The following is a 17,891-nucleotide window of genomic DNA, read 5'->3' as shown; positions in this document are numbered from 1 at the left end:
CACATAGAACCCGTTATTCGTCCGGGTTCTCAGCGATAAAGCGCTCTGCGTCTTCCACCATCGATTTGGTGCCGACAAAGAACGGTGCGCGCTGGTGCAGTTTCACCGGGGTAATGTCCAGAATACGGTTTTTACCGTCGCTGGCTTTACCGCCGGCCTGTTCCGCCAGGAACGCCATCGGGTTGCATTCATACAGCAGGCGCAGCTTGCCTTGCGGGTGGCTGGCAGTGCTTGGATAAATGTAGATGCCGCCTTTCAGCAGGTTGCGGTGGAAGTCGGCAACCAGTGAACCGATGTAGCGTGAGGTATAAGGGCGTTGCGTAGCTTCGTCCTGTTCCTGACAATATTTGATGTATTTCTTCACGCCGCGCGGGAACTTGATGTAGTTACCTTCGTTGATGGAATACATATTGCCGCTGGCTGGGAAGCGGACTTTCTCGTGGGAGAGGCAGAACACGCCCAGAGAAGGATCGTAGGTAAAGGCATGCACGCCATAACCGGTGGTGTACACCAGCATGGTGGATGAACCGTAAACCACGTAGCCTGCGGCGACCTGTGCGCTGCCTGGCTGCAGGAAGTCTTCTTCGGTCACTGGCGTACCGACCGGGGTAATGCGACGATAGATAGAGAAAATCGTACCGACCGAGACGTTGACATCGATGTTGGACGAACCGTCCAACGGATCCATCAGCACCACATACTTGGCATTTTCAGCCCGCTCGCCGTCGAATATCACGATTTCATCTTCTTCTTCAGAAGCGATACCCGCAACTTCACCGCGCGCTTTCAATGCTGCTTTCAGCTTTTCATTCGCGTACAGGTCCAGTTTCATCTGAACTTCGCCCTGTACATTGGAAACGCCGCTGGTGCCCAGAATATCCACCAGACCCGCTTTGTTGATATCGCGGTGGATGATTTTGGCGCCCAGTTTAATTGCAGAAAGTAGCGCAGTCAGCTCGCCGGTGGCGTGTGAGAAGTCGTGCTGTTTCTCGACGATAAATTCGCCTAACGTTTTCATGACACAATCCCTGAATCTACGGATGGGTAGCGGTTTGTTAACAAACCGCCAACGTATTCGCGAGCAGTGTAGCCCAAAGATGAACGCTATTCATAGGCAAATCCATTTCTTCTGGACGATTCTGAGCGTTAGAATGAGTCAACATTCGACGTACTCTATGAGAAAACTATGCGCATTCACATTCTTGGGATCTGTGGCACCTTTATGGGCGGACTGGCGGTGCTGGCTCGTTCGCTGGGGCATGAGGTGACCGGCTCTGACGCTAATGTCTATCCGCCGATGAGCACGCTGCTGGAGAAGGAAGGGATCGACCTGATCCAGGGCTACGATCCTGCTCAGTTGGATCCGGCGCCGGATCTGGTGATCATCGGTAACGCCATGACGCGGGGCAATCCTTGTGTTGAAGCGGTACTGGAACGAGGGATCCCTTACGTTTCTGGTCCACAGTGGCTGCATGATTATGTGCTGCGCGATCGCTGGGTGCTGGCCGTTGCCGGCACGCATGGCAAGACCACTACCGCCGGTATGGCAACCTGGATCCTGGAATCCTGCGGCTATCAGCCGGGTTTTGTCATCGGCGGTGTTCCGGGCAACTTTGACGTTTCCGCGCGTCTGGGCGGTAGCCCGTTCTTTGTGATCGAAGCCGATGAGTATGATTGCGCCTTCTTCGACAAGCGTTCCAAGTTTGTGCATTACAGCCCGCGTACGCTGATCATGAATAACCTGGAGTTTGATCACGCCGATATCTTTGACGATCTGAAAGCGATCCAGAAACAGTTTCACCATCTGGTGCGCCTGGTGCCGGGTAAGGGCAAGATCATTTTGCCTGATAACGACAACCACCTGAAACAGGTGATGGCGATGGGCTGTTGGAGTGAGCAAGAGCTGGTCGGGGAAGAGGGCGCATGGCGCGCTCAAAAATTAACGCCGGACGCCAGCCATTATGCGGTGTTCCTCGACGGTGAGCAGGTGGGCGAAGTGAAGTGGTCGCTGGTGGGCGAACACAACATGCATAACGGTTTGATGGCTATTGCTGCCTCGCGCCATGTTGGTGTGCTGCCAGCCGATGCTTGCCGCGCGCTCGGTGAGTTTATCAATGCTCGCCGCCGTCTGGAATTGCGCGGTGAAGCCCATGGCGTTACGGTGTATGACGATTTTGCCCATCACCCAACGGCGATCCTGGCGACGCTGGCTGCATTGCGCGGCAAGGTTGGTGGTACCGCGCGCATTTTGGCCGTGCTCGAGCCGCGCTCCAACACCATGAAAATGGGGATCAGCAAGAACGATTTGGCACCGTCTCTGGGCCGTGCCGATGAGGTCTTCCTGTTCCAACCGCACCATATTCCCTGGCAGGTGGCGGAAGTCGCGGAAGCCTGTGTACAGCCGGCCCACTGGAGCGCCGATCTCGACACGCTGGTGGACATGATCGTGAAAACGGCCCAGCCTGGTGACCACATTCTGGTGATGAGTAACGGCGGCTTCGGCGGGATCCATGACCGTCTGCTGGAAGCATTGGCCCGCAAGTCAGAGCCTAAAGTGACTTATTGATCGTCGAATCAGCGTAAAAGAAGCAAAACTAAAAGGCCGCTTGCGGCCTTTTCTTTTGCCCATAAAAAAGCCCTCGCGAGCGAGGGCAACGGGGTTCGTCGGATAGGACGACGAAGTTTCTTCAAGGAATCAGTGCTTACGATAGAACTCGGCAGTGGCAGTGACGAGGGTAATCAGTTCGGTAAGCAGAGCTCCCTGAATTGTTATTTGTAGATTTCGGCCGTCGCGTGCCAGTTGCCATTTTCGTAGGCCTCGATCACGCGGTAGGCTTTAGCGCCTTGTTTGTCGGCTTTGTCAGACAGCGCCTGGCGAATATCTGAAGGCGCACCGGTGACGCCGCTGACGGTAATGGTACCGGCAGATTGAAGCGTGCTGGCCTGGTCATTGGTGATTAACGTCGCGGCGGAAGCGCCGAACGAAACGACTGAGAGCAGGCTGAGTGCAGCGAGAGTGGTTTTCATGTTCATGATAGTGCGTCCTGTTGTGATAACCGCCTGGAAGGGCTTTTACAGCATTTTTGTACTTGAAGGCCGTTATCAGTGATGCCGGGTACCAGAGTGATATTGCCCGTTGCCGGGTAACGCCTTGTACTTATTTATAAATCTCAGCGGTCGCGTGGAAGTTACCTTCGTTACGCGCTTCGATTACACGGTAAGCTGTCGCCCCTTTGGCATCGGCTTTTTCAGACAGTGCCTGACGGATATCTGAAGGTGCACCGGCAACGCCGCTGACGGTAATGGTACCTGCCGATTGCATTTTTGCGGCCTGGTTTGCATCAACCGATTGTGCTGAAAATGCGCCGAAGGAAAGCATAGAGAGAACGCTCATGGTTGCGATGGTAGATTTAATTTTCATGATTTGACCCTTTCGTATTCTTTTATCAGTCCCAATGAACTGTGATTTACGTCACGGAAATGAGTATACATCTAGTAACGACAAAAATTAATAGTTCGCTAACAGTTTCTAGTGAAACTTTATTATGATGTTCCTTATCTTTTATAACCATATGGAATAAAAAGCGGTTATAAAACGATCTTTTGATGTTAAATTTATGTAATTTCAACAAGGTAAGTGCTTTTGACCAAAAGTGCGGAAAAACACAGTAGCTATCACTGGCTGAGCTGTAATGTCATTGAAATATGCTGTGATGAGAAAGAAATCTGGCGTTAAACGTGGTAGGGCTAGCGGGAAAAGTAAGGATAGGGTTAAATAAACGCTAACAAAACGCGACGGCTCGCCGCATTTTGTTAGCGTTATGCATCACAGCTCCTGTTCGAACAGGGTCAGGATGGCTTCGTACAGTTGGCGCGCGGTAAAGCTGCTGGCTGGAGTAACGAAAATGGTATCGTCACCGGCGATGGTGCCGAGAATACCTTCGGATTTACCCAATGAATCCAGCAGGCGAGCAATAAGCTGCGCGGCGCCGGGGCTGGTGTGGATCACCACAACCGCGTCGTTATGATCGACATCAAGAACCAGGTTCTTCAGCGGGCTGGTAGTGGTCGGCACGCCGAGTTCGGCGGGAAGGCAATACACCATTTCCATTTTGGCATTACGCGTACGCACCGCGCCGAACTTGGTCAGCATGCGCGATACTTTGGATTGGTTGATGTTTTCGAAGCCTTCTTCTTGCAGCGCCAAAACAATCTCGCCTTGAGAACTGAATTTTTCTTCTTTCAATAACGCTTTAAACGCCTTGATCAGATCTTCCTGCTTTGCGGGATTACGCATTTTGCACCGTGGAATGTTGACAATAGAAGTGATGATTATGCATATAAATGAATTTTTATGCAATCAAAGGACGTCCGGAAAAAATATCAATGCCCGGACAACGAGGAAAGGGCAGCATTTTAACAAAATCCGTATCCCATGAATATGCCCTTTCGGTGACCGAAAATGCCGCCCGCGGTGGTAAAGAAAATGTTATTAAAATGATGTTGTTCTGATGTTGTGTAAGGGTGTAATGTAACCGCCGGTTAACTTGCTCGTGAATAACCTCGCAGTATTTTTGATTAGTGTGCGCTATGCCCTTAATGCGTAAGCTATTTAATCTAAAATGAGCGCGACATCGACTGTTTTATTGCGCCAGTTCTCAAACAGACTGTTAAGAGATTGTTTTTAAAGGTGTAATAATTTAAGGTCCGTAACCAACATATTCACGGCGCTTTATATATTTAAGATAATAAAGGAGTATAGGATGAAAGTTGCAGTTCTCGGTGCTGCTGGCGGTATCGGCCAGGCCCTCGCCCTTCTACTCAAAACCCAGCTTCCTTCAGGTTCTGAACTCTCTCTCTACGACATTGCCCCCGTTACCCCAGGCGTTGCCGTCGATTTAAGCCACATCCCTACCGCAGTGAAAATCAAAGGCTTCAGTGGCGAAGACGCTACTCCAGCTCTGCACGGTGCCGACGTGGTGCTGATTTCTGCCGGCGTTGCGCGTAAACCAGGCATGGATCGTTCAGATCTGTTCAACGTGAACGCAGGTATCGTGCGTAATCTGATCCAGCAAGTGGCAACCACCTGCCCGAAAGCCTGCATCGGTATTATCACCAACCCGGTCAACACCACCGTGGCTATCGCGGCAGAAGTGCTGAAGAAAGCCGGTGTTTATGACAAGAACAAACTGTTCGGCGTGACCTCGCTGGATATTATCCGTTCCAACACTTTCGTGGCTGAGCTGAAAGGCAAACAGCCGGAAAAGCTGAACGTGCCGGTTATCGGCGGACACTCTGGCGTGACCATTTTGCCACTGTTGTCGCAGATCCCTGGCGTGAGCTTTACCGAGCAGGAAGTGGCCGATCTGACCAAGCGTATCCAAAATGCGGGTACTGAAGTGGTTGAAGCCAAAGCCGGTGGCGGGTCTGCAACCCTGTCAATGGGCCAGGCGGCGGCGCGTTTCGGCCTGTCTCTGGTTCGTGCGCTGCAAGGCGAAAAAGGCGTGGTGGAATGTGCTTATGTGGAAGGCGATGGCAAATATGCTCGCTTCTTCGCACAACCGCTGGTGCTGGGTAAGAATGGCGTTGAAGAACGCAAAGACATCGGTACTCTGAGCGCGTTCGAACAGAAAGCGCTGGAAGAAATGCTGGATGTTCTGCACAAAGATATCGAACTGGGCGAAAAGTTTATCAATAACTGATCGTTCAGCAGTGCATGAGTATGCATAGGCCGCCGGACAGCGAACCGGCGGTTTTTTTATGCCCGCAGCTATGACCGAATACGGGCTTTTCGATCCAGTAAGTTATTGGTATGGGGATCGAAATAGCGGCTCGGCCAGATTTCTGCAGGGTGTATATCGAGCGTTTCGGCAATCAGCCATTCTCCCTTTGGCCAGGGACGCGACAGTGCGTTTGCCAGCGTTGATGAGCTAAGTCCTGCCTTGCGCGACACCGCCGCCAGTGTCGTTCCCTTCTTACGTAAAGCCGCAATGATATCCGCCGGATGCCAATCCTTGTTCCTTGAGTTCATGTTTGCATTCCTTTTTTGATTAGCGAAAGTTCTGTTAGTGGTATAACTAACAGGTCAAGATTAATCGTTTGAACAACATGAAACGCTTATACGGAAACTAGGATACCACTAAATTTCTTAAAAAATATCCAATAAATTTCCTAAAAAAGATCTTAGCCTACTTTTGCCCAGAGAACATGGCCATGAAAAAAGAGTGGTTTGCCGCCAAGGAATTGACAGGCGTGGCAGGGTTACCTTCCTCACCACAGGGAATAAACTTGATGGCGCGTCGCGAAGGCTGGATCAGCCGTCGGCGCAAAGGCGTACAGGGAAAGGCGCTGGAGTATCACATTGACAGTTTGCCGACAGGGACGCGCAATTTGCTGATCTTGAAAGAGGACCCGGCGCTGTATGAAGTTGAGCGCAAGGATCCGCTGACGGTGTGGATTGAGTATTACTACCACCTGACGGAGAGCGAACGCGAAAAGGTGTTGGCTTTCCTGATGCGAGAAGGGATTGGCGGCCTGCTGGCGCGTATTTTACCGGAGAAATGAACAGACCCGCATTGCGGGTCTGTGGAAACTGCAGGGTATTTGTAATTTCTTAAAAATCGCGCTGAACCGCCAGATGAGCTAGCCCTTCCAGCGCGGCACGGTGGGAAGACTCCGGCAGAACCTGCAGTGCAGCAATCGCCTTGTCGGCTTCTTCCTCTGCGCGTTGGCGGGTATATTCCAGCGAGCCGCATTGCTCCATGGCCTGTAAAACCGGCTCCAGCAAATGACGGCCGTTGCCCTGTTCAATCGCGCCGCGGATCATGGCCTTCTGCTCGCCTTCACTATTATGCATGGCATGCAGTAAGGGCAGCGTCGGTTTCCCCTCGTTGAGATCGTCGCCGGTATTTTTACCCAAGGTGCTGCCATCGGCGCTGTAATCGAGCAGGTCGTCGATCAACTGGAAGGCGGTACCGAGATAACGGCCGTAATCCTGCAGCGCTTTTTCTTCCGCCTCGCTGGCGTCCGAAAGGATCGCCGAAGATTGCGCCGCCGCTTCAAACAGGCGTGCGGTTTTGCTGTAGATCACCCGCATGTAGCTTTCTTCGGTAATGTTCGGATCGTTCACGTTCATTAACTGCAGCACTTCGCCTTCGGCAATCACGTTGACCGCCTCGGACATCAGGGCCAGCACGCGGAGTGATTCCAGGCTGGTCATCATCTGGAAAGCGCGCGTATAAATGAAGTCGCCAACCAATACGCTGGCGGCATTGCCGAAGGCGGCATTGGCCGTGGCCTTGCCGCGGCGCATATCGGATTCATCCACCACATCATCATGCAGCAGAGTTGCGGTGTGAATGAATTCGATCAGCGCAGCGACGGTAATGTGCTTATCGCCCTGATAATGCAATGCCCGCGCCGCCAGAACGGCGATCATCGGGCGGATGCGTTTACCGCCACCACTGATAATGTAATAGCCAAGCTGATTGATGAGCGTGACATCGGAATTCAGCTGTTCGAGAATTGTTGCGTTCACGGCCGCCATATCTTGCGCGGTTAACTCGGTAATTTGCTCTAGGTTCATTGTATTTTTTTCAGCTGTGTTTCTCTTCACCGCGTTGAGATCGCTGCTCACATCGGTACATGGCGGTAACTGTCCTACTGATTGTACTTGAAAAACGCCTCAGATAAACGCCATGAAAGAAACTGTGCTTTTTTTCTTCTTTTTTCTGCTTCTGGTCTTATTCTGCTCTTGTCATATGCTGGATTATTGCGTAGAATTCGCGCCCTATTGTGAATATTTATAGCGCGCTCTGTACTGAACAGTTGGGCACGCGGAAAGCGGAGTTTTATATGTACGCGGTTTTCCAAAGTGGTGGTAAACAACACCGAGTAAGCGAAGGTCAAACCGTTCGCTTGGAAAAGCTGGACATCGCAACTGGTGAGGCTGTTGAGTTTGACCAGATTCTGATGATTGCTAATGGCGAAGATATCAAAATCGGCGTTCCTTTCGTCGATGGCGGTAAGATCAAAGCTGAAGTCGTTGCTCACGGTCGTGGCGAGAAAATTAAGATTGTTAAGTTTCGTCGTCGTAAGCACCATCGTAAGCAGCAGGGCCACCGTCAGTGGTTCACTGACGTTAAAATCACCGGCATCAGCGCTTAAGTTAGGGGAGCAGATTAATGGCACACAAAAAGGCTGGCGGCTCGACTCGTAACGGTCGCGATTCAGAAGCTAAACGTCTGGGCGTTAAACGCTTTGGCGGCGAAGCAGTACTGGCAGGCAGCATCATCGTTCGTCAGCGCGGCACTAAATTCCACGCGGGTACCAACGTGGGTTGCGGCAAAGACCACACTCTGTTTGCTTTGAAAGACGGTAAAGTCAAATTCGAAGTTAAAGGCCCGAGCAATCGTAAATTCATCAGCATCGAAGCTGAATAATTTTTCGAGCCTTACGAAATAGATGTAAGCCCTGCAACTCGTTGCGGGGCTTTTTACATTTATGGGCTGCTTGTGCATCGGCCCGTCAGCGCTGGCAAAAGGTAAGATGGAAACGAAACAGCAGGTCGGAATTGGCATTTCCCTGGCGGTAACTACGGCAGTTTGCTGGGGTGCATTGCCGATTGCGATGAAAGAAGTGCTGGTAGTGATGGAGCCGTTTACCGTCGTTTGGTATCGATTTACCATTGCGGCGCTAGGGCTGGGGATTATCTTGGCCATACGCGGCAGATTGCCGCCGGTGACTCTGTTTCGTCAGCCGCGCTGGCTGCTGATTTTGGCCATCGCTACGGCGGGCCTGCTGGGGAATTTTATCTTCTTCAGCTCTTCGTTGCAGTACCTTAGCCCGACGGCATCGCAGGTCATCGGCCAGTTGTCGCCGGTCGGCATGATGTTTGCCAGCGTGCTGGTTTTAAAAGAGCGGATGCGTATCACCCAGGTGATTGGCGCACTGATGCTGATTTGCGGGCTGCTGTTGTTCTTCAATGTCAGCCTGATTGAGATTTTCACCCGCCTGACGGATTACACCCTGGGGGTGCTGTTAGGCGTGTGCGCGGCGATGGTCTGGGTGACTTATGGCGTGGCGCAGAAAGTGTTGCTGCGTCGATTAGCCTCGCCGCAGATTCTGGTAATGTTGTACACTTTATGTGCGATCGTGCTATTCCCTCTGGCCAAGCCTGAGGTGATTTTCCAGCTCAGCGGCTGGCAATTGGCCTGTTTGCTGTTCTGTGGCGCCAACACGCTGATTGGCTATGGTGCGCTGGCGGAAGCAATGGCGCGCTGGCAGGCGGCGCAGGTGAGCGCGTTAATCACGCTGACCCCGCTGTTTACCCTGCTATTTTCAGATTTGTTGGCGCTGGCCTGGCCACACGTATTCGCCGCCCCGACATTGAATGTTGTCGGTTATGTCGGCGCTTTCGTGGTGGTAGCGGGCGCCATGTTTTCCGCAATTGGTCACCGTTGGTGGCCGCGACGGGCAGAAACCCGCCTGGTTGCTCCTTTGAAGCAGCCCGGTGAATGATTTACGGAGACGGTAAATGAAGTTTGTAGATGAAGCAGCGATTTTGGTCGTTGCAGGTGACGGTGGTAATGGTTGCGTCAGCTTCCGCCGCGAAAAGTATATCCCGAACGGCGGCCCTGATGGCGGTGACGGCGGCGATGGCGGCGACGTCTATCTGTTGGCGGACGAAAACCTCAACACGCTGATCGACTACCGCTTTGAGAAATCTTTCCGTGCTGAACGTGGCCAGAACGGCCAAAGCCGTGACTGTACCGGCAAGCGTGGCAAAGATATCACCATCAAGGTACCGGTCGGTACCCGCGTGCAGGATCAGGGCACCGGTGAGATCCTCGGTGACATGACCCGCCATGAACAACGTCTGATGGTGGCGAAGGGCGGTTGGCACGGTTTGGGCAACACCCGTTTTAAATCCTCGGTTAACCGCGCACCACGTCAGAAAACCTTGGGCACCGCCGGCGAAGCACGAGATATCTTGCTGGAGCTGTTGCTGCTGGCCGATGTCGGCATGCTGGGTCTGCCAAACGCCGGCAAATCCACCTTCATCCGTGCGGTATCCGCCGCCAAGCCGAAAGTGGCCGACTATCCGTTTACTACCCTTGTCCCAAGCCTGGGCGTGGTACGTATGGATCACGAACAAAGCTTCGTTATTGCCGACATTCCTGGCCTGATCGAAGGGGCTTCCGACGGTGCCGGCTTGGGGATCCGCTTCCTGAAGCATCTGGAACGTTGTCGCGTACTGCTGCACCTGGTGGATATCGCCCCGATCGATGAATCCGATCCGGTAGAAAACGCCAAAGTCATCATCAACGAGTTGAACCAATACAGCGAAAATCTGGCTCAGAAGCCACGCTGGCTGGTTTTCAACAAGGTTGACCTGATAGGTGAGGAAGAAGCCGCCGAGCGCGCCAAGGCGATTGCAGAAGGCATGGGCTGGGAAGGTAAGTACTACATGATCTCCGCCGTGAATCGCGAAGGCGTCAATGCGCTGTGCTGGGACGTGATGAAGTTCATCAACACCCAACCGAAAGCCATGGCTATCGAAGAAAGCGCACCGGAGAAAGTCGAGTTCATGTGGGATGATTACCACCGTGAACAGATCGCGGAAGTGGAAGCCGAAGCGGACGACGATTGGGATGACGACTGGGACGAAGATGACGACGAAGGCGTCGAAATCATTTACCAGAAATAATCTTACGAACAAAGGGGCTCAGTTCAATGAACTGGGCCCTTTTTTTATCGGCATTACTTGTTCAGGACATTCTCAGGTAACCAGCATTGTGCATTCAACCCGTGGGTGTCGCGACGGTTTTCCAGCGACAAACGGCCTTGATGCAGTTGCACTATGCGGGTGACGATGTTCAATCCCAATCCACTGCCGCCATAGCGCTGATCCATACGACGGAATGCCTGAGTGAGTTCACCTTCCATTTGTTCTTTGATTCCCGGACCTTCGTCGATCACTTGCAGCTGGTAACCTGCGTTCTGCGGCGTAAGCTGCACCTGAATGCTGCTGCCTTCCGGGCTGTAACGATGGGCATTTTCTACCAGATTACGCAGCAGCAGGCGAAGCAGGACCGGGTCGCCATGCGTCGGGGCTGCCACCGGGAGCTGCCATTGCAGTTTCTGCCCACGCTGGCGGGTCAACTCGTCAAGTTCTTCTTGCAGCGGCAGGATCACGTCGCTCACCCAATCGAAACGTTGATAGTGGCCGCTGGCAAAATCTTGCCCGGCCCGCGCAAGCATCAGCAATTGTTCGACGGTGTGCATCAGTTGATCGATACGGGCAATCAACGGTCGGCTTTGCGGGACACCCTGTTGTTCCATCAGCTCCAGATGCAGGCGGATCCCCGCCAGTGGCGTACGTAGCTCATGTGCGGCATCGGCGGTGAACAGCCGTTCCTGCCGGATGGTGTTATCCAACCGTGAGAACAGTTGATTAAGTGCGGTAGTGACCGCCATCATTTCGCGACTGTCACTGCTGAGCGGCAAAGGCGTCAGGTTATCGGCGGAACGCTTCTCCAGCCGTTGCTGCAGTTGGTTAAGCGGTCGGATGATCCAGCTAATGGCCCAGAACGAGGCCAGCAGGGTGACGATCATCATGATCAGCGAAGGGGCGAGCAGTGAGGCTATCGCCTCGGCGATTTCCGTATCGACACGCTCGGTGCGCACTTTGGCCGACAGGGTTTCATCCACCAGGAAACTGATTTGCTCCTGGCTTTCATGCCAAAGCCAAAAGGCGCTGATTAACTGGGTGACCAACAGGATCAGCGCCAGCATCAACAACAGACGACGGCGCATGCTGATCATGATGAGGATTCCAGACGATAGCCGATGCCGCGAACGGTACGGATGCGATCCTTACCCAATTTGCGGCGCAGATTGTGGATATGCACTTCCAGCGTGTTGGAACCCAAATCGTCTTGCCAGGTATAAAGATCCTGCTGCAGTAGCTCGCGATTAACCGTTTGACCGGCGCGCATCATCAGGCGGGAGAGGATGGCGAATTCTTTCGGCGTAACCTCCACCGGTTGCTGTTGAACATAAACCTGCTGGCTGGAGAGATTGAGCTGGAGGTCGTCCAGTTGAATAAGATTGTCACTGTGGCCCTGGTAACGGCGGATCAGGGCCCGCACGCGTGCCTGTAGTTCAACTAACGCGAAGGGCTTGACCAGGTAATCGTCAGCACCGGCGTCCAGCCCGTCGACCCGGTCTTCCAGTGCGTCGCGGGCGGTCAAAATCAGCACCGGCAGGTCGACCTGCTGACGGCGCCACTGCCGCAGCAGGCTGGCGCCATCCATGTCGGGCAAGCCCAGATCGAGGATAATCATGCTGTATTGGCTGGTGATGAGCAGAGCATTTGCCTCCGCCGCCGTGGCGGCGCAGTCACAGGCATAGCCTTCCCCGGCTAATGCCAGTGCCAAACCTTGTTGCAGCAGCTCATCGTCTTCCACAATCAGCAGTTTCATCATAACCCTCAGTTATTCTGATAAATATCCCGGTACAGGCGGCTTTCGAAACGCACCAATGGTGCTCGACGCTGCTTTTGATCTTCCGGCGGTACGGCATAACCTGACAGATACTGTACGAAGGCAAAGCGTTGGCCGCTGGCGGTGGTGATAAACCCGGCCAGGTTATACACACCCTGCAGTGCACCGGTTTTGGCGGAAACTTTACCGTCAACACCGGCTTCATGCAGCCCGCCGCGATAGCGCAGAGTGCCATCGTAGCCTGACAGCGGCAGCATAGAAATAAAGTTCAGCTCGCTGTCATGCTGCGCGATGTATTGCAGCGCCTGCATCATGGTCGCCGGAGCCAGCAGGTTGTGGCGTGACAGACCTGAACCATCCACCACAATGCTGTTGCCCAGATCCACGCCGGCCTTCTGACGCAGCACCTGACGCACGGCGTCAGCGCCGGCACGCCAGGTCCCTGGAACGCCAAAGCGTTCATGGCCGATGGTGCGGAATACGGTGTCGGCAATCATGTTGTCCGATTTCTTCAGCATAATCTTCAGCAAGTCGTGCAACGGCGCTGATTGAGTCTGGGCGATCACCGTTCCCTTCAGGCCCGGCTGCGTTTGGCGCTTCAGGTGCCCGTCGATCTGAATGCCGGCCTGGGTCAGCTCGTCTTTCAGGATCGCCCCGGCGTAGCTGGCACCATCCTGAATGGCGAAGGCCAGTGGCAGTGGATCGCTGCGTTGGGTCAGGCAACCGGTCAGAGTAAACCGGTTCAGTTCGCCCGGCACCACATCCAGCTCGCAGTATTGGGCATCCGCAGAGCCTTTTGCCAGCGTGCGAACCTGACTAAACATATTGACCGGATAATAGGAGGCCACGCGAATAAAGGCCATATCGCCCGGGTTGGGGGCGCTGTACAGCGACACCGAGAAACAGTTGCGGTCGACTATCGCCGCCGCCGGCGGTGCGCTGAAACACTGCGTCAGGTCGTTCCACGGCCAGCCGGGGGCTTTGTCGTGGCTGGCGAATACCGAGGTATCGACCAGCACATCGCCGGTAATCTGGCGCACGCCCTGTTTTTTCAGGATCGCCACCATGTTGCGCAGGCTCTGGCGTTTAAAGGTCGGATCGCCGCCAAAGCGCGCAATCAGGTTGCCGCGCAGCACGCCGTCGCTGATATCGCCCTGGCTCTCCAGCGTGGTGGTGAAGCGATAGTCTGGGCCGAGCTGCAACAAGGCAGCTAAAGCGGTCAGTACTTTTTGGGTACTGGCCGGCAACGCCATTTGCTGAGAGTGATAATCGATGGTCGGTGCGCTAGCGCCGATCTTCTGAACTACCAGGGCAAGGTTGGCCCCATCAGGCAAATATTGTGTGTAATCTTCAACCGGGGCCGCATTCGCATTCAGAACAAATGCGCAAGCCAATGCACTGACAATTCGTGAAAAACGCATAATCTCGGGATAACAGCTGGATAACGTGCCGTCATACTACGGTGCATTCAGGGAAAAAGTAAACGATGACCCTCAAGGAACTCTAGGCTAAAATGCGTATCAAAATGCAAAATCGATCCTGACTTGGGCAAGGGTTCCGAGTCAGGCTTCTTTTGTTTATCGCCTGGAGGCGGGGGGCATGTACCCACCGTTTTTTCATACGAACACGTCAGGATGACGGCTATTTGAACAGGAAAGATTTAGAGGTATTTATACTATGAAACAGATTCCGATGACCTTGTTTGGCGCTGAAAAACTGCGCGAAGAACTCGAATATTTGAAAGGCGTGCGCCGTCCGAAAATCATTGCGGACATCGCTGACGCCCGTGAACACGGCGATTTGAAAGAAAACGCAGAGTACCATGCGGCTCGCGAGCAGCAGGGATTCTGTGAAGGGCGTATCCAGGAAATTGAAGCCAAGCTGTCGAACGCGCAGGTGATCGATATCACCAAGATGCCAAACAATGGCCGCGTGATTTTTGGCTCCACCGTATCGGTGTTGAACCTGGATAGCGAAGAAGAAGTCACCTACCGCATCGTTGGTGACGATGAGGCCGATTTCAAGAAAAATCTGATTTCGGTGAATTCGCCTATGGCTCGTGGCCTGATTGGCAAAGAACAAGATGATGTGGTCGTGATAAAAACCCCGGGTGGCGATGTCGATTATGAGATCTTGAAGGTTGAATATCTCTGATTACCTTCCAATCGTTCAGAAATTCGCCAGGGTTTTGTAAAGAAAGGAAAAAGGCCGCGTGCGGCCTTTTATCTGAATCAGGTGCATGGCACCTTTTCGTTAACCCAATGCTTATTAACGCGGTAGACTGATCTTGCGCTCTTTAGACGGGCGGTAAAGAATAAGCGTACTGCCGATGACTTGCACATTGCAGGCACCCGTTTCACGCACGATAGCGTCGGCGATCAGGGTTTTGGTTTCGCGATCTTCAGCAGCGATTTTTACCTTGATCAGCTCATGATGCTCCAGAGCCTGTTCAATTTCAGCCAGCACCCCTTCGGTGAGACCGTTATTACCCAGCATGACAACCGGTTTTAACGGATGCGCCAGGCCTTTCAGGTGCTGTTTTTGTTTATTATTCAGATTCATTGTCTTTTTTGCTTAAGTTGGGATTGAAAACGGTGCATTCTACCGCCATCTCATGTATATCACCAAATCGGTCTTCACCGGTGTGAGTCTACAAGAGCTGCGAACCTGACATTAAGACTCTTTTTATGATAGTTGGAAAACGAGATGGCTAATAAAAAGCGTTCTGCTAGCTCCAGTCGCTGGTTACAAGAACACTTTAGCGATAAATATGTGCAACAGGCGCAGAAAAAAGGGCTACGTTCGCGCGCCTGGTTTAAACTTGATGAAATACAGCAGAGTGACAAACTGTTTAAACCTGGCATGACCGTAGTAGATTTAGGTGCGGCGCCGGGCGGTTGGTCACAGTACGTCGTGACCCAGATCGGCGGTTCCGGTCGCATCATCGCCTGTGATATTTTGCCAATGGATCCTATCGTTGGCGTCGATTTCCTTCAGGGCGATTTTCGTGATGAACTGGTGCTCAAGGCTCTGTTGGAACGAGTAGGTGAAAGTAAGGTTCAGGTGGTCATGTCTGACATGGCCCCGAATATGAGTGGCACTCCGGCCGTCGATATTCCAAGATCGATGTATCTGGTGGAATTAGCACTGGGAATGTGTCGTGATGTCCTCGCACCAGGCGGAAGTTTCCTGGTGAAGGTGTTCCAGGGAGATGGCTTTGACGAGTACCTACGGGAAATTCGCTCCCTGTTTACGAAGGTTAAGATTCGTAAGCCAGACGCTTCCCGCGCACGTTCGCGCGAAGTGTACATTGTAGCGACAGGGCGCAAGCTGTAGTACCCTAACGCTGTTTGTTAACACAGTTGTAATATGAGGTTAATCCCTTGAGTGACATGGCGAAAAACCTAATTCTCTGGTTAGTCATCGCGGTAGTGTTGATGTCTGTATTCCAGAGCTTTGGGCCCAGCGAGTCGAATGGCCGTAGGGTGGATTACTCTACCTTCATGTCCGAACTGACCCAAGATCAGGTTCGCGAAGCGCGAATCAATGGACGTGAAATTAACGTTACCAAGAAAGACAGTAACAAATACACGACCTACATCCCTGTCAACGATCCTAAGTTGCTGGATACGTTGTTGACCAAGAATGTGAAAGTGGTTGGTGAACCGCCTGAAGAGCCGAGTTTGCTGGCTTCTATCTTTATTTCATGGTTCCCGATGCTGTTGCTGATCGGGGTCTGGATCTTCTTCATGCGTCAAATGCAAGGCGGCGGCGGCAAGGGCGCGATGTCCTTCGGCAAGAGCAAGGCCCGCATGCTGACGGAAGACCAGATCAAAACCACTTTTGCTGACGTTGCCGGTTGTGACGAAGCAAAAGACGAAGTAAGCGAACTGGTGGAATACCTGCGCGAGCCGAGCCGTTTCCAGAAGCTGGGCGGCAAGATCCCGAAAGGCGTGCTGATGGTTGGCCCGCCGGGGACAGGTAAAACCTTGCTGGCGAAAGCTATTGCCGGTGAGGCGAAAGTGCCGTTCTTCACCATTTCCGGTTCTGACTTCGTGGAAATGTTTGTGGGTGTCGGTGCTTCTCGTGTGCGTGACATGTTTGAGCAGGCGAAGAAAGCGGCACCGTGCATCATCTTTATCGATGAAATCGACGCCGTCGGTCGCCAGCGTGGTGCCGGCCTGGGCGGCGGTCATGACGAACGTGAGCAGACGCTGAACCAGATGCTGGTTGAGATGGACGGCTTTGAAGGCAACGAAGGCATCATCGTTATCGCTGCGACTAACCGTCCAGACGTGCTTGACCCGGCGTTGCTGCGTCCAGGCCGTTTCGACCGCCAGGTTGTGGTGGGCTTGCCGGACGTGCGTGGCCGTGAGCAGATCCTGAAAGTGCATTCACGCCGCGTGCCGCTGGCACCAGATGTTGATGCTTCTGTGCTGGCTCGTGGTACGCCGGGCTTCTCCGGTGCTGACCTGGCCAACCTGGTCAACGAAGCTGCGCTGTTTGCCGCTCGCGGCAACAAACGTGTCGTGTCGATGGTTGAGTTTGAAAAAGCCAAAGACAAGATCATGATGGGTGCAGAACGTCGCTCCATGGTGATGACCGAAGCGCAGAAAGAGTCGACCGCGTATCATGAAGCTGGCCACGCCATTATTGGTCGCCTGGTTCCTGAGCACGATCCGGTGCACAAGGTCACGATTATCCCTCGTGGCCGTGCGTTGGGCGTGACCTTCTTCCTGCCGGAAGGGGATGCGATCAGCGCCAGCCGTCAGAAGCTGGAAAGCCAAATCTCTACTCTGTACGGCGGTCGTCTGGCTGAAGAGATCATTTACGGACCGGAAAAAGTCTCTACCGGTGCCTCGAACGACATTAAAGTGGCAACCTCGATTGCCCGCAACATGGTGACCCAATGGGGCTTCTCCGAGAAGCTGGGGCCATTGCTGTATGCGGAAGAAGAGGGCGAAGTGTTCCTGGGCCGTTCCGTGGCCAAGGCGAAACACATGTCGGACGAAACCGCGCGCATCATCGACCAGGAAGTCAAATCCCTGATTGAACGCAACTATGTGCGAGCGCGTTCGTTGTTGATGGAAAACATGGACATCCTGCATTCAATGAAGGACGCCCTGATGAAGTACGAAACCATCGACGCGCCGCAGATTGACGATCTGATGAACCGTAAAGACGTGCGTCCGCCAGCGGGTTGGGACGATGTGGGCAAGGGCAGCAATTCCGACAACGGTGGCACACCAAAAGCCCCGACGCCGGTTGATGAACCGCGCACACCAAACCCAGGCAATACCATGTCTGAACAGCTAGACAAGTAACTTTGGCTGTGTAATAACATCGAACCCCGGCATGCCGGGGTTTTTTATTGCCCGGCGGGCA

Annotated in this window: 21 protein-coding genes; 11 read left to right on the top strand and 10 right to left on the bottom strand. The window is 53.3% G+C overall.

Annotated features, from left to right (window positions below; translation table 11 throughout):
- Positions 1 to 13: 13 nt before the first annotated feature.
- Positions 14 to 1,018, bottom strand: a complete 1,005-nt coding sequence (fbp, locus tag H5P17_RS01470; protein WP_020824933.1) for a class 1 fructose-bisphosphatase — start codon at positions 1,016 to 1,018, stop codon at positions 14 to 16.
- 168 nt (positions 1,019 to 1,186) lie between these two features.
- Here fbp and mpl point away from each other — a divergent pair, with 168 nt between their 5' ends.
- Positions 1,187 to 2,566 (top strand): UDP-N-acetylmuramate:L-alanyl-gamma-D-glutamyl-meso-diaminopimelate ligase, encoded by a 1,380-nt coding sequence (gene mpl, locus H5P17_RS01465; RefSeq protein ID WP_182820926.1) that lies wholly within the window; start codon positions 1,187 to 1,189, stop codon positions 2,564 to 2,566.
- Between the two features lie 203 nt (positions 2,567 to 2,769).
- On the opposite strand, the gene yhcN (H5P17_RS01460) is transcribed toward mpl, so the two are convergent.
- The 3 genes from yhcN (H5P17_RS01460) to argR all read right to left on the bottom strand — a co-directional run bounded on the left by yhcN (H5P17_RS01460) (position 2,770) and on the right by argR (position 4,297).
- The gene (gene yhcN, locus H5P17_RS01460) at positions 2,770 to 3,033 is read right to left on the bottom strand and encodes a peroxide/acid stress response protein YhcN (protein WP_044553956.1); all 264 of its coding nucleotides are present in this window, start codon (positions 3,031 to 3,033) and stop codon (positions 2,770 to 2,772) included.
- Positions 3,034 to 3,157: 124 nt separating this feature from the next.
- Positions 3,158 to 3,421, bottom strand: a complete 264-nt coding sequence (gene yhcN / locus H5P17_RS01455; RefSeq protein ID WP_182820924.1) for a peroxide/acid stress response protein YhcN — start codon at positions 3,419 to 3,421, stop codon at positions 3,158 to 3,160.
- Between the two features lie 405 nt (positions 3,422 to 3,826).
- Positions 3,827 to 4,297 (bottom strand): transcriptional regulator ArgR, encoded by a 471-nt coding sequence (argR, locus tag H5P17_RS01450; RefSeq protein WP_020824937.1) that lies wholly within the window; start codon positions 4,295 to 4,297, stop codon positions 3,827 to 3,829.
- A 47-nt stretch (positions 4,298 to 4,344) separates the two neighbouring features.
- On the opposite strand from argR, the gene H5P17_RS01445 reads away from it, so the two are divergent.
- Both H5P17_RS01445 and mdh read left to right on the top strand, forming a co-directional pair.
- A complete protein-coding gene (locus H5P17_RS01445) occupies positions 4,345 to 4,512 on the top strand; it encodes a hypothetical protein (protein WP_156033866.1) in 168 nt (55 codons plus the stop codon).
- 251 nt (positions 4,513 to 4,763) lie between these two features.
- Positions 4,764 to 5,702: a malate dehydrogenase gene (gene mdh / locus H5P17_RS01440; RefSeq protein WP_182820923.1), complete on the top strand. Its 939-nt coding sequence runs from the start codon at positions 4,764 to 4,766 to the stop codon at positions 5,700 to 5,702.
- A 68-nt stretch (positions 5,703 to 5,770) separates the two neighbouring features.
- Here mdh and H5P17_RS01435 read toward each other — a convergent pair whose 3' ends face one another.
- Complete coding sequence (locus tag H5P17_RS01435; protein WP_020824939.1) at positions 5,771 to 6,031, bottom strand: helix-turn-helix transcriptional regulator; 261 nt, start codon at positions 6,029 to 6,031, stop codon at positions 5,771 to 5,773.
- Between the two features lie 182 nt (positions 6,032 to 6,213).
- Between H5P17_RS01435 and H5P17_RS01430 the strand changes: the two genes are divergently transcribed.
- A complete protein-coding gene (locus tag H5P17_RS01430; RefSeq protein ID WP_182820921.1) occupies positions 6,214 to 6,564 on the top strand; it encodes a DNA-binding protein in 351 nt (116 codons plus the stop codon).
- Positions 6,565 to 6,613: 49 nt separating this feature from the next.
- Here the strand turns inward: H5P17_RS01430 and ispB are convergent, their stop codons facing one another.
- A complete protein-coding gene (gene ispB, locus H5P17_RS01425) occupies positions 6,614 to 7,585 on the bottom strand; it encodes an octaprenyl diphosphate synthase (protein ID WP_044553960.1) in 972 nt (323 codons plus the stop codon).
- Positions 7,586 to 7,854: 269 nt separating this feature from the next.
- On the opposite strand from ispB, the gene rplU reads away from it, so the two are divergent.
- The 4 genes from rplU to cgtA all read left to right on the top strand — a co-directional run bounded on the left by rplU (position 7,855) and on the right by cgtA (position 10,708).
- Positions 7,855 to 8,166, top strand: a complete 312-nt coding sequence (rplU, locus tag H5P17_RS01420) for a 50S ribosomal protein L21 (RefSeq protein ID WP_004933561.1) — start codon at positions 7,855 to 7,857, stop codon at positions 8,164 to 8,166.
- Positions 8,167 to 8,183: 17 nt separating this feature from the next.
- Positions 8,184 to 8,441, top strand: a complete 258-nt coding sequence (gene rpmA / locus H5P17_RS01415; RefSeq protein ID WP_004933559.1) for a 50S ribosomal protein L27 — start codon at positions 8,184 to 8,186, stop codon at positions 8,439 to 8,441.
- A 106-nt stretch (positions 8,442 to 8,547) separates the two neighbouring features.
- The gene (locus H5P17_RS01410) at positions 8,548 to 9,519 is read left to right on the top strand and encodes a DMT family transporter (RefSeq protein WP_182820919.1); all 972 of its coding nucleotides are present in this window, start codon (positions 8,548 to 8,550) and stop codon (positions 9,517 to 9,519) included.
- Between the two features lie 16 nt (positions 9,520 to 9,535).
- Positions 9,536 to 10,708: an Obg family GTPase CgtA gene (cgtA, locus tag H5P17_RS01405; RefSeq protein WP_182820917.1), complete on the top strand. Its 1,173-nt coding sequence runs from the start codon at positions 9,536 to 9,538 to the stop codon at positions 10,706 to 10,708.
- A gap of 53 nt (positions 10,709 to 10,761) precedes the next feature.
- On the opposite strand, the gene pmrB is transcribed toward cgtA, so the two are convergent.
- The 3 genes from pmrB to dacB are packed head-to-tail and all read right to left on the bottom strand — an operon-like array spanning position 10,762 to position 13,927.
- Positions 10,762 to 11,826: a two-component system sensor histidine kinase PmrB gene (gene pmrB / locus H5P17_RS01400; RefSeq protein ID WP_182820915.1), complete on the bottom strand. Its 1,065-nt coding sequence runs from the start codon at positions 11,824 to 11,826 to the stop codon at positions 10,762 to 10,764.
- Positions 11,823 to 12,485: a two-component system response regulator PmrA gene (gene pmrA / locus H5P17_RS01395; protein ID WP_020824945.1), complete on the bottom strand. Its 663-nt coding sequence runs from the start codon at positions 12,483 to 12,485 to the stop codon at positions 11,823 to 11,825. The genes pmrB and pmrA overlap by 4 nt, the downstream gene beginning before the upstream one ends.
- An 8-nt stretch (positions 12,486 to 12,493) precedes the next feature.
- Positions 12,494 to 13,927, bottom strand: coding sequence for a serine-type D-Ala-D-Ala carboxypeptidase (gene dacB, locus H5P17_RS01390; protein ID WP_182820913.1), 1,434 nt, complete (start codon positions 13,925 to 13,927; stop codon positions 12,494 to 12,496).
- A 256-nt stretch (positions 13,928 to 14,183) separates the two neighbouring features.
- On the opposite strand from dacB, the gene greA reads away from it, so the two are divergent.
- Positions 14,184 to 14,660 carry a transcription elongation factor GreA gene (gene greA / locus H5P17_RS01385; RefSeq protein WP_044553963.1) on the top strand — a complete coding sequence of 159 codons (477 nt, stop codon included), beginning with the start codon at positions 14,184 to 14,186 and terminating at the stop codon, positions 14,658 to 14,660.
- Between the two features lie 114 nt (positions 14,661 to 14,774).
- On the opposite strand, the gene yhbY is transcribed toward greA, so the two are convergent.
- A complete protein-coding gene (yhbY, locus tag H5P17_RS01380; RefSeq protein ID WP_004933536.1) occupies positions 14,775 to 15,068 on the bottom strand; it encodes a ribosome assembly RNA-binding protein YhbY in 294 nt (97 codons plus the stop codon).
- A gap of 144 nt (positions 15,069 to 15,212) precedes the next feature.
- On the opposite strand from yhbY, the gene rlmE reads away from it, so the two are divergent.
- Both rlmE and ftsH read left to right on the top strand, forming a co-directional pair.
- Complete coding sequence (gene rlmE / locus H5P17_RS01375) at positions 15,213 to 15,842, top strand: 23S rRNA (uridine(2552)-2'-O)-methyltransferase RlmE (RefSeq protein ID WP_012004940.1); 630 nt, start codon at positions 15,213 to 15,215, stop codon at positions 15,840 to 15,842.
- A gap of 56 nt (positions 15,843 to 15,898) precedes the next feature.
- Positions 15,899 to 17,830: an ATP-dependent zinc metalloprotease FtsH gene (gene ftsH / locus H5P17_RS01370; RefSeq protein ID WP_041414147.1), complete on the top strand. Its 1,932-nt coding sequence runs from the start codon at positions 15,899 to 15,901 to the stop codon at positions 17,828 to 17,830.
- Positions 17,831 to 17,891: the final 61 nt, after the last annotated feature.

Origin of the sequence: Serratia sp. OS31, assembly GCF_014164835.1 — a bacterium.
GTDB classification, from domain to species: domain Bacteria; phylum Pseudomonadota; class Gammaproteobacteria; order Enterobacterales; family Enterobacteriaceae; genus Serratia; species Serratia liquefaciens_A.
Note: the sequence above shows the minus strand (reverse complement) of the source record. Positions and strands in the feature narration are given on the sequence as shown.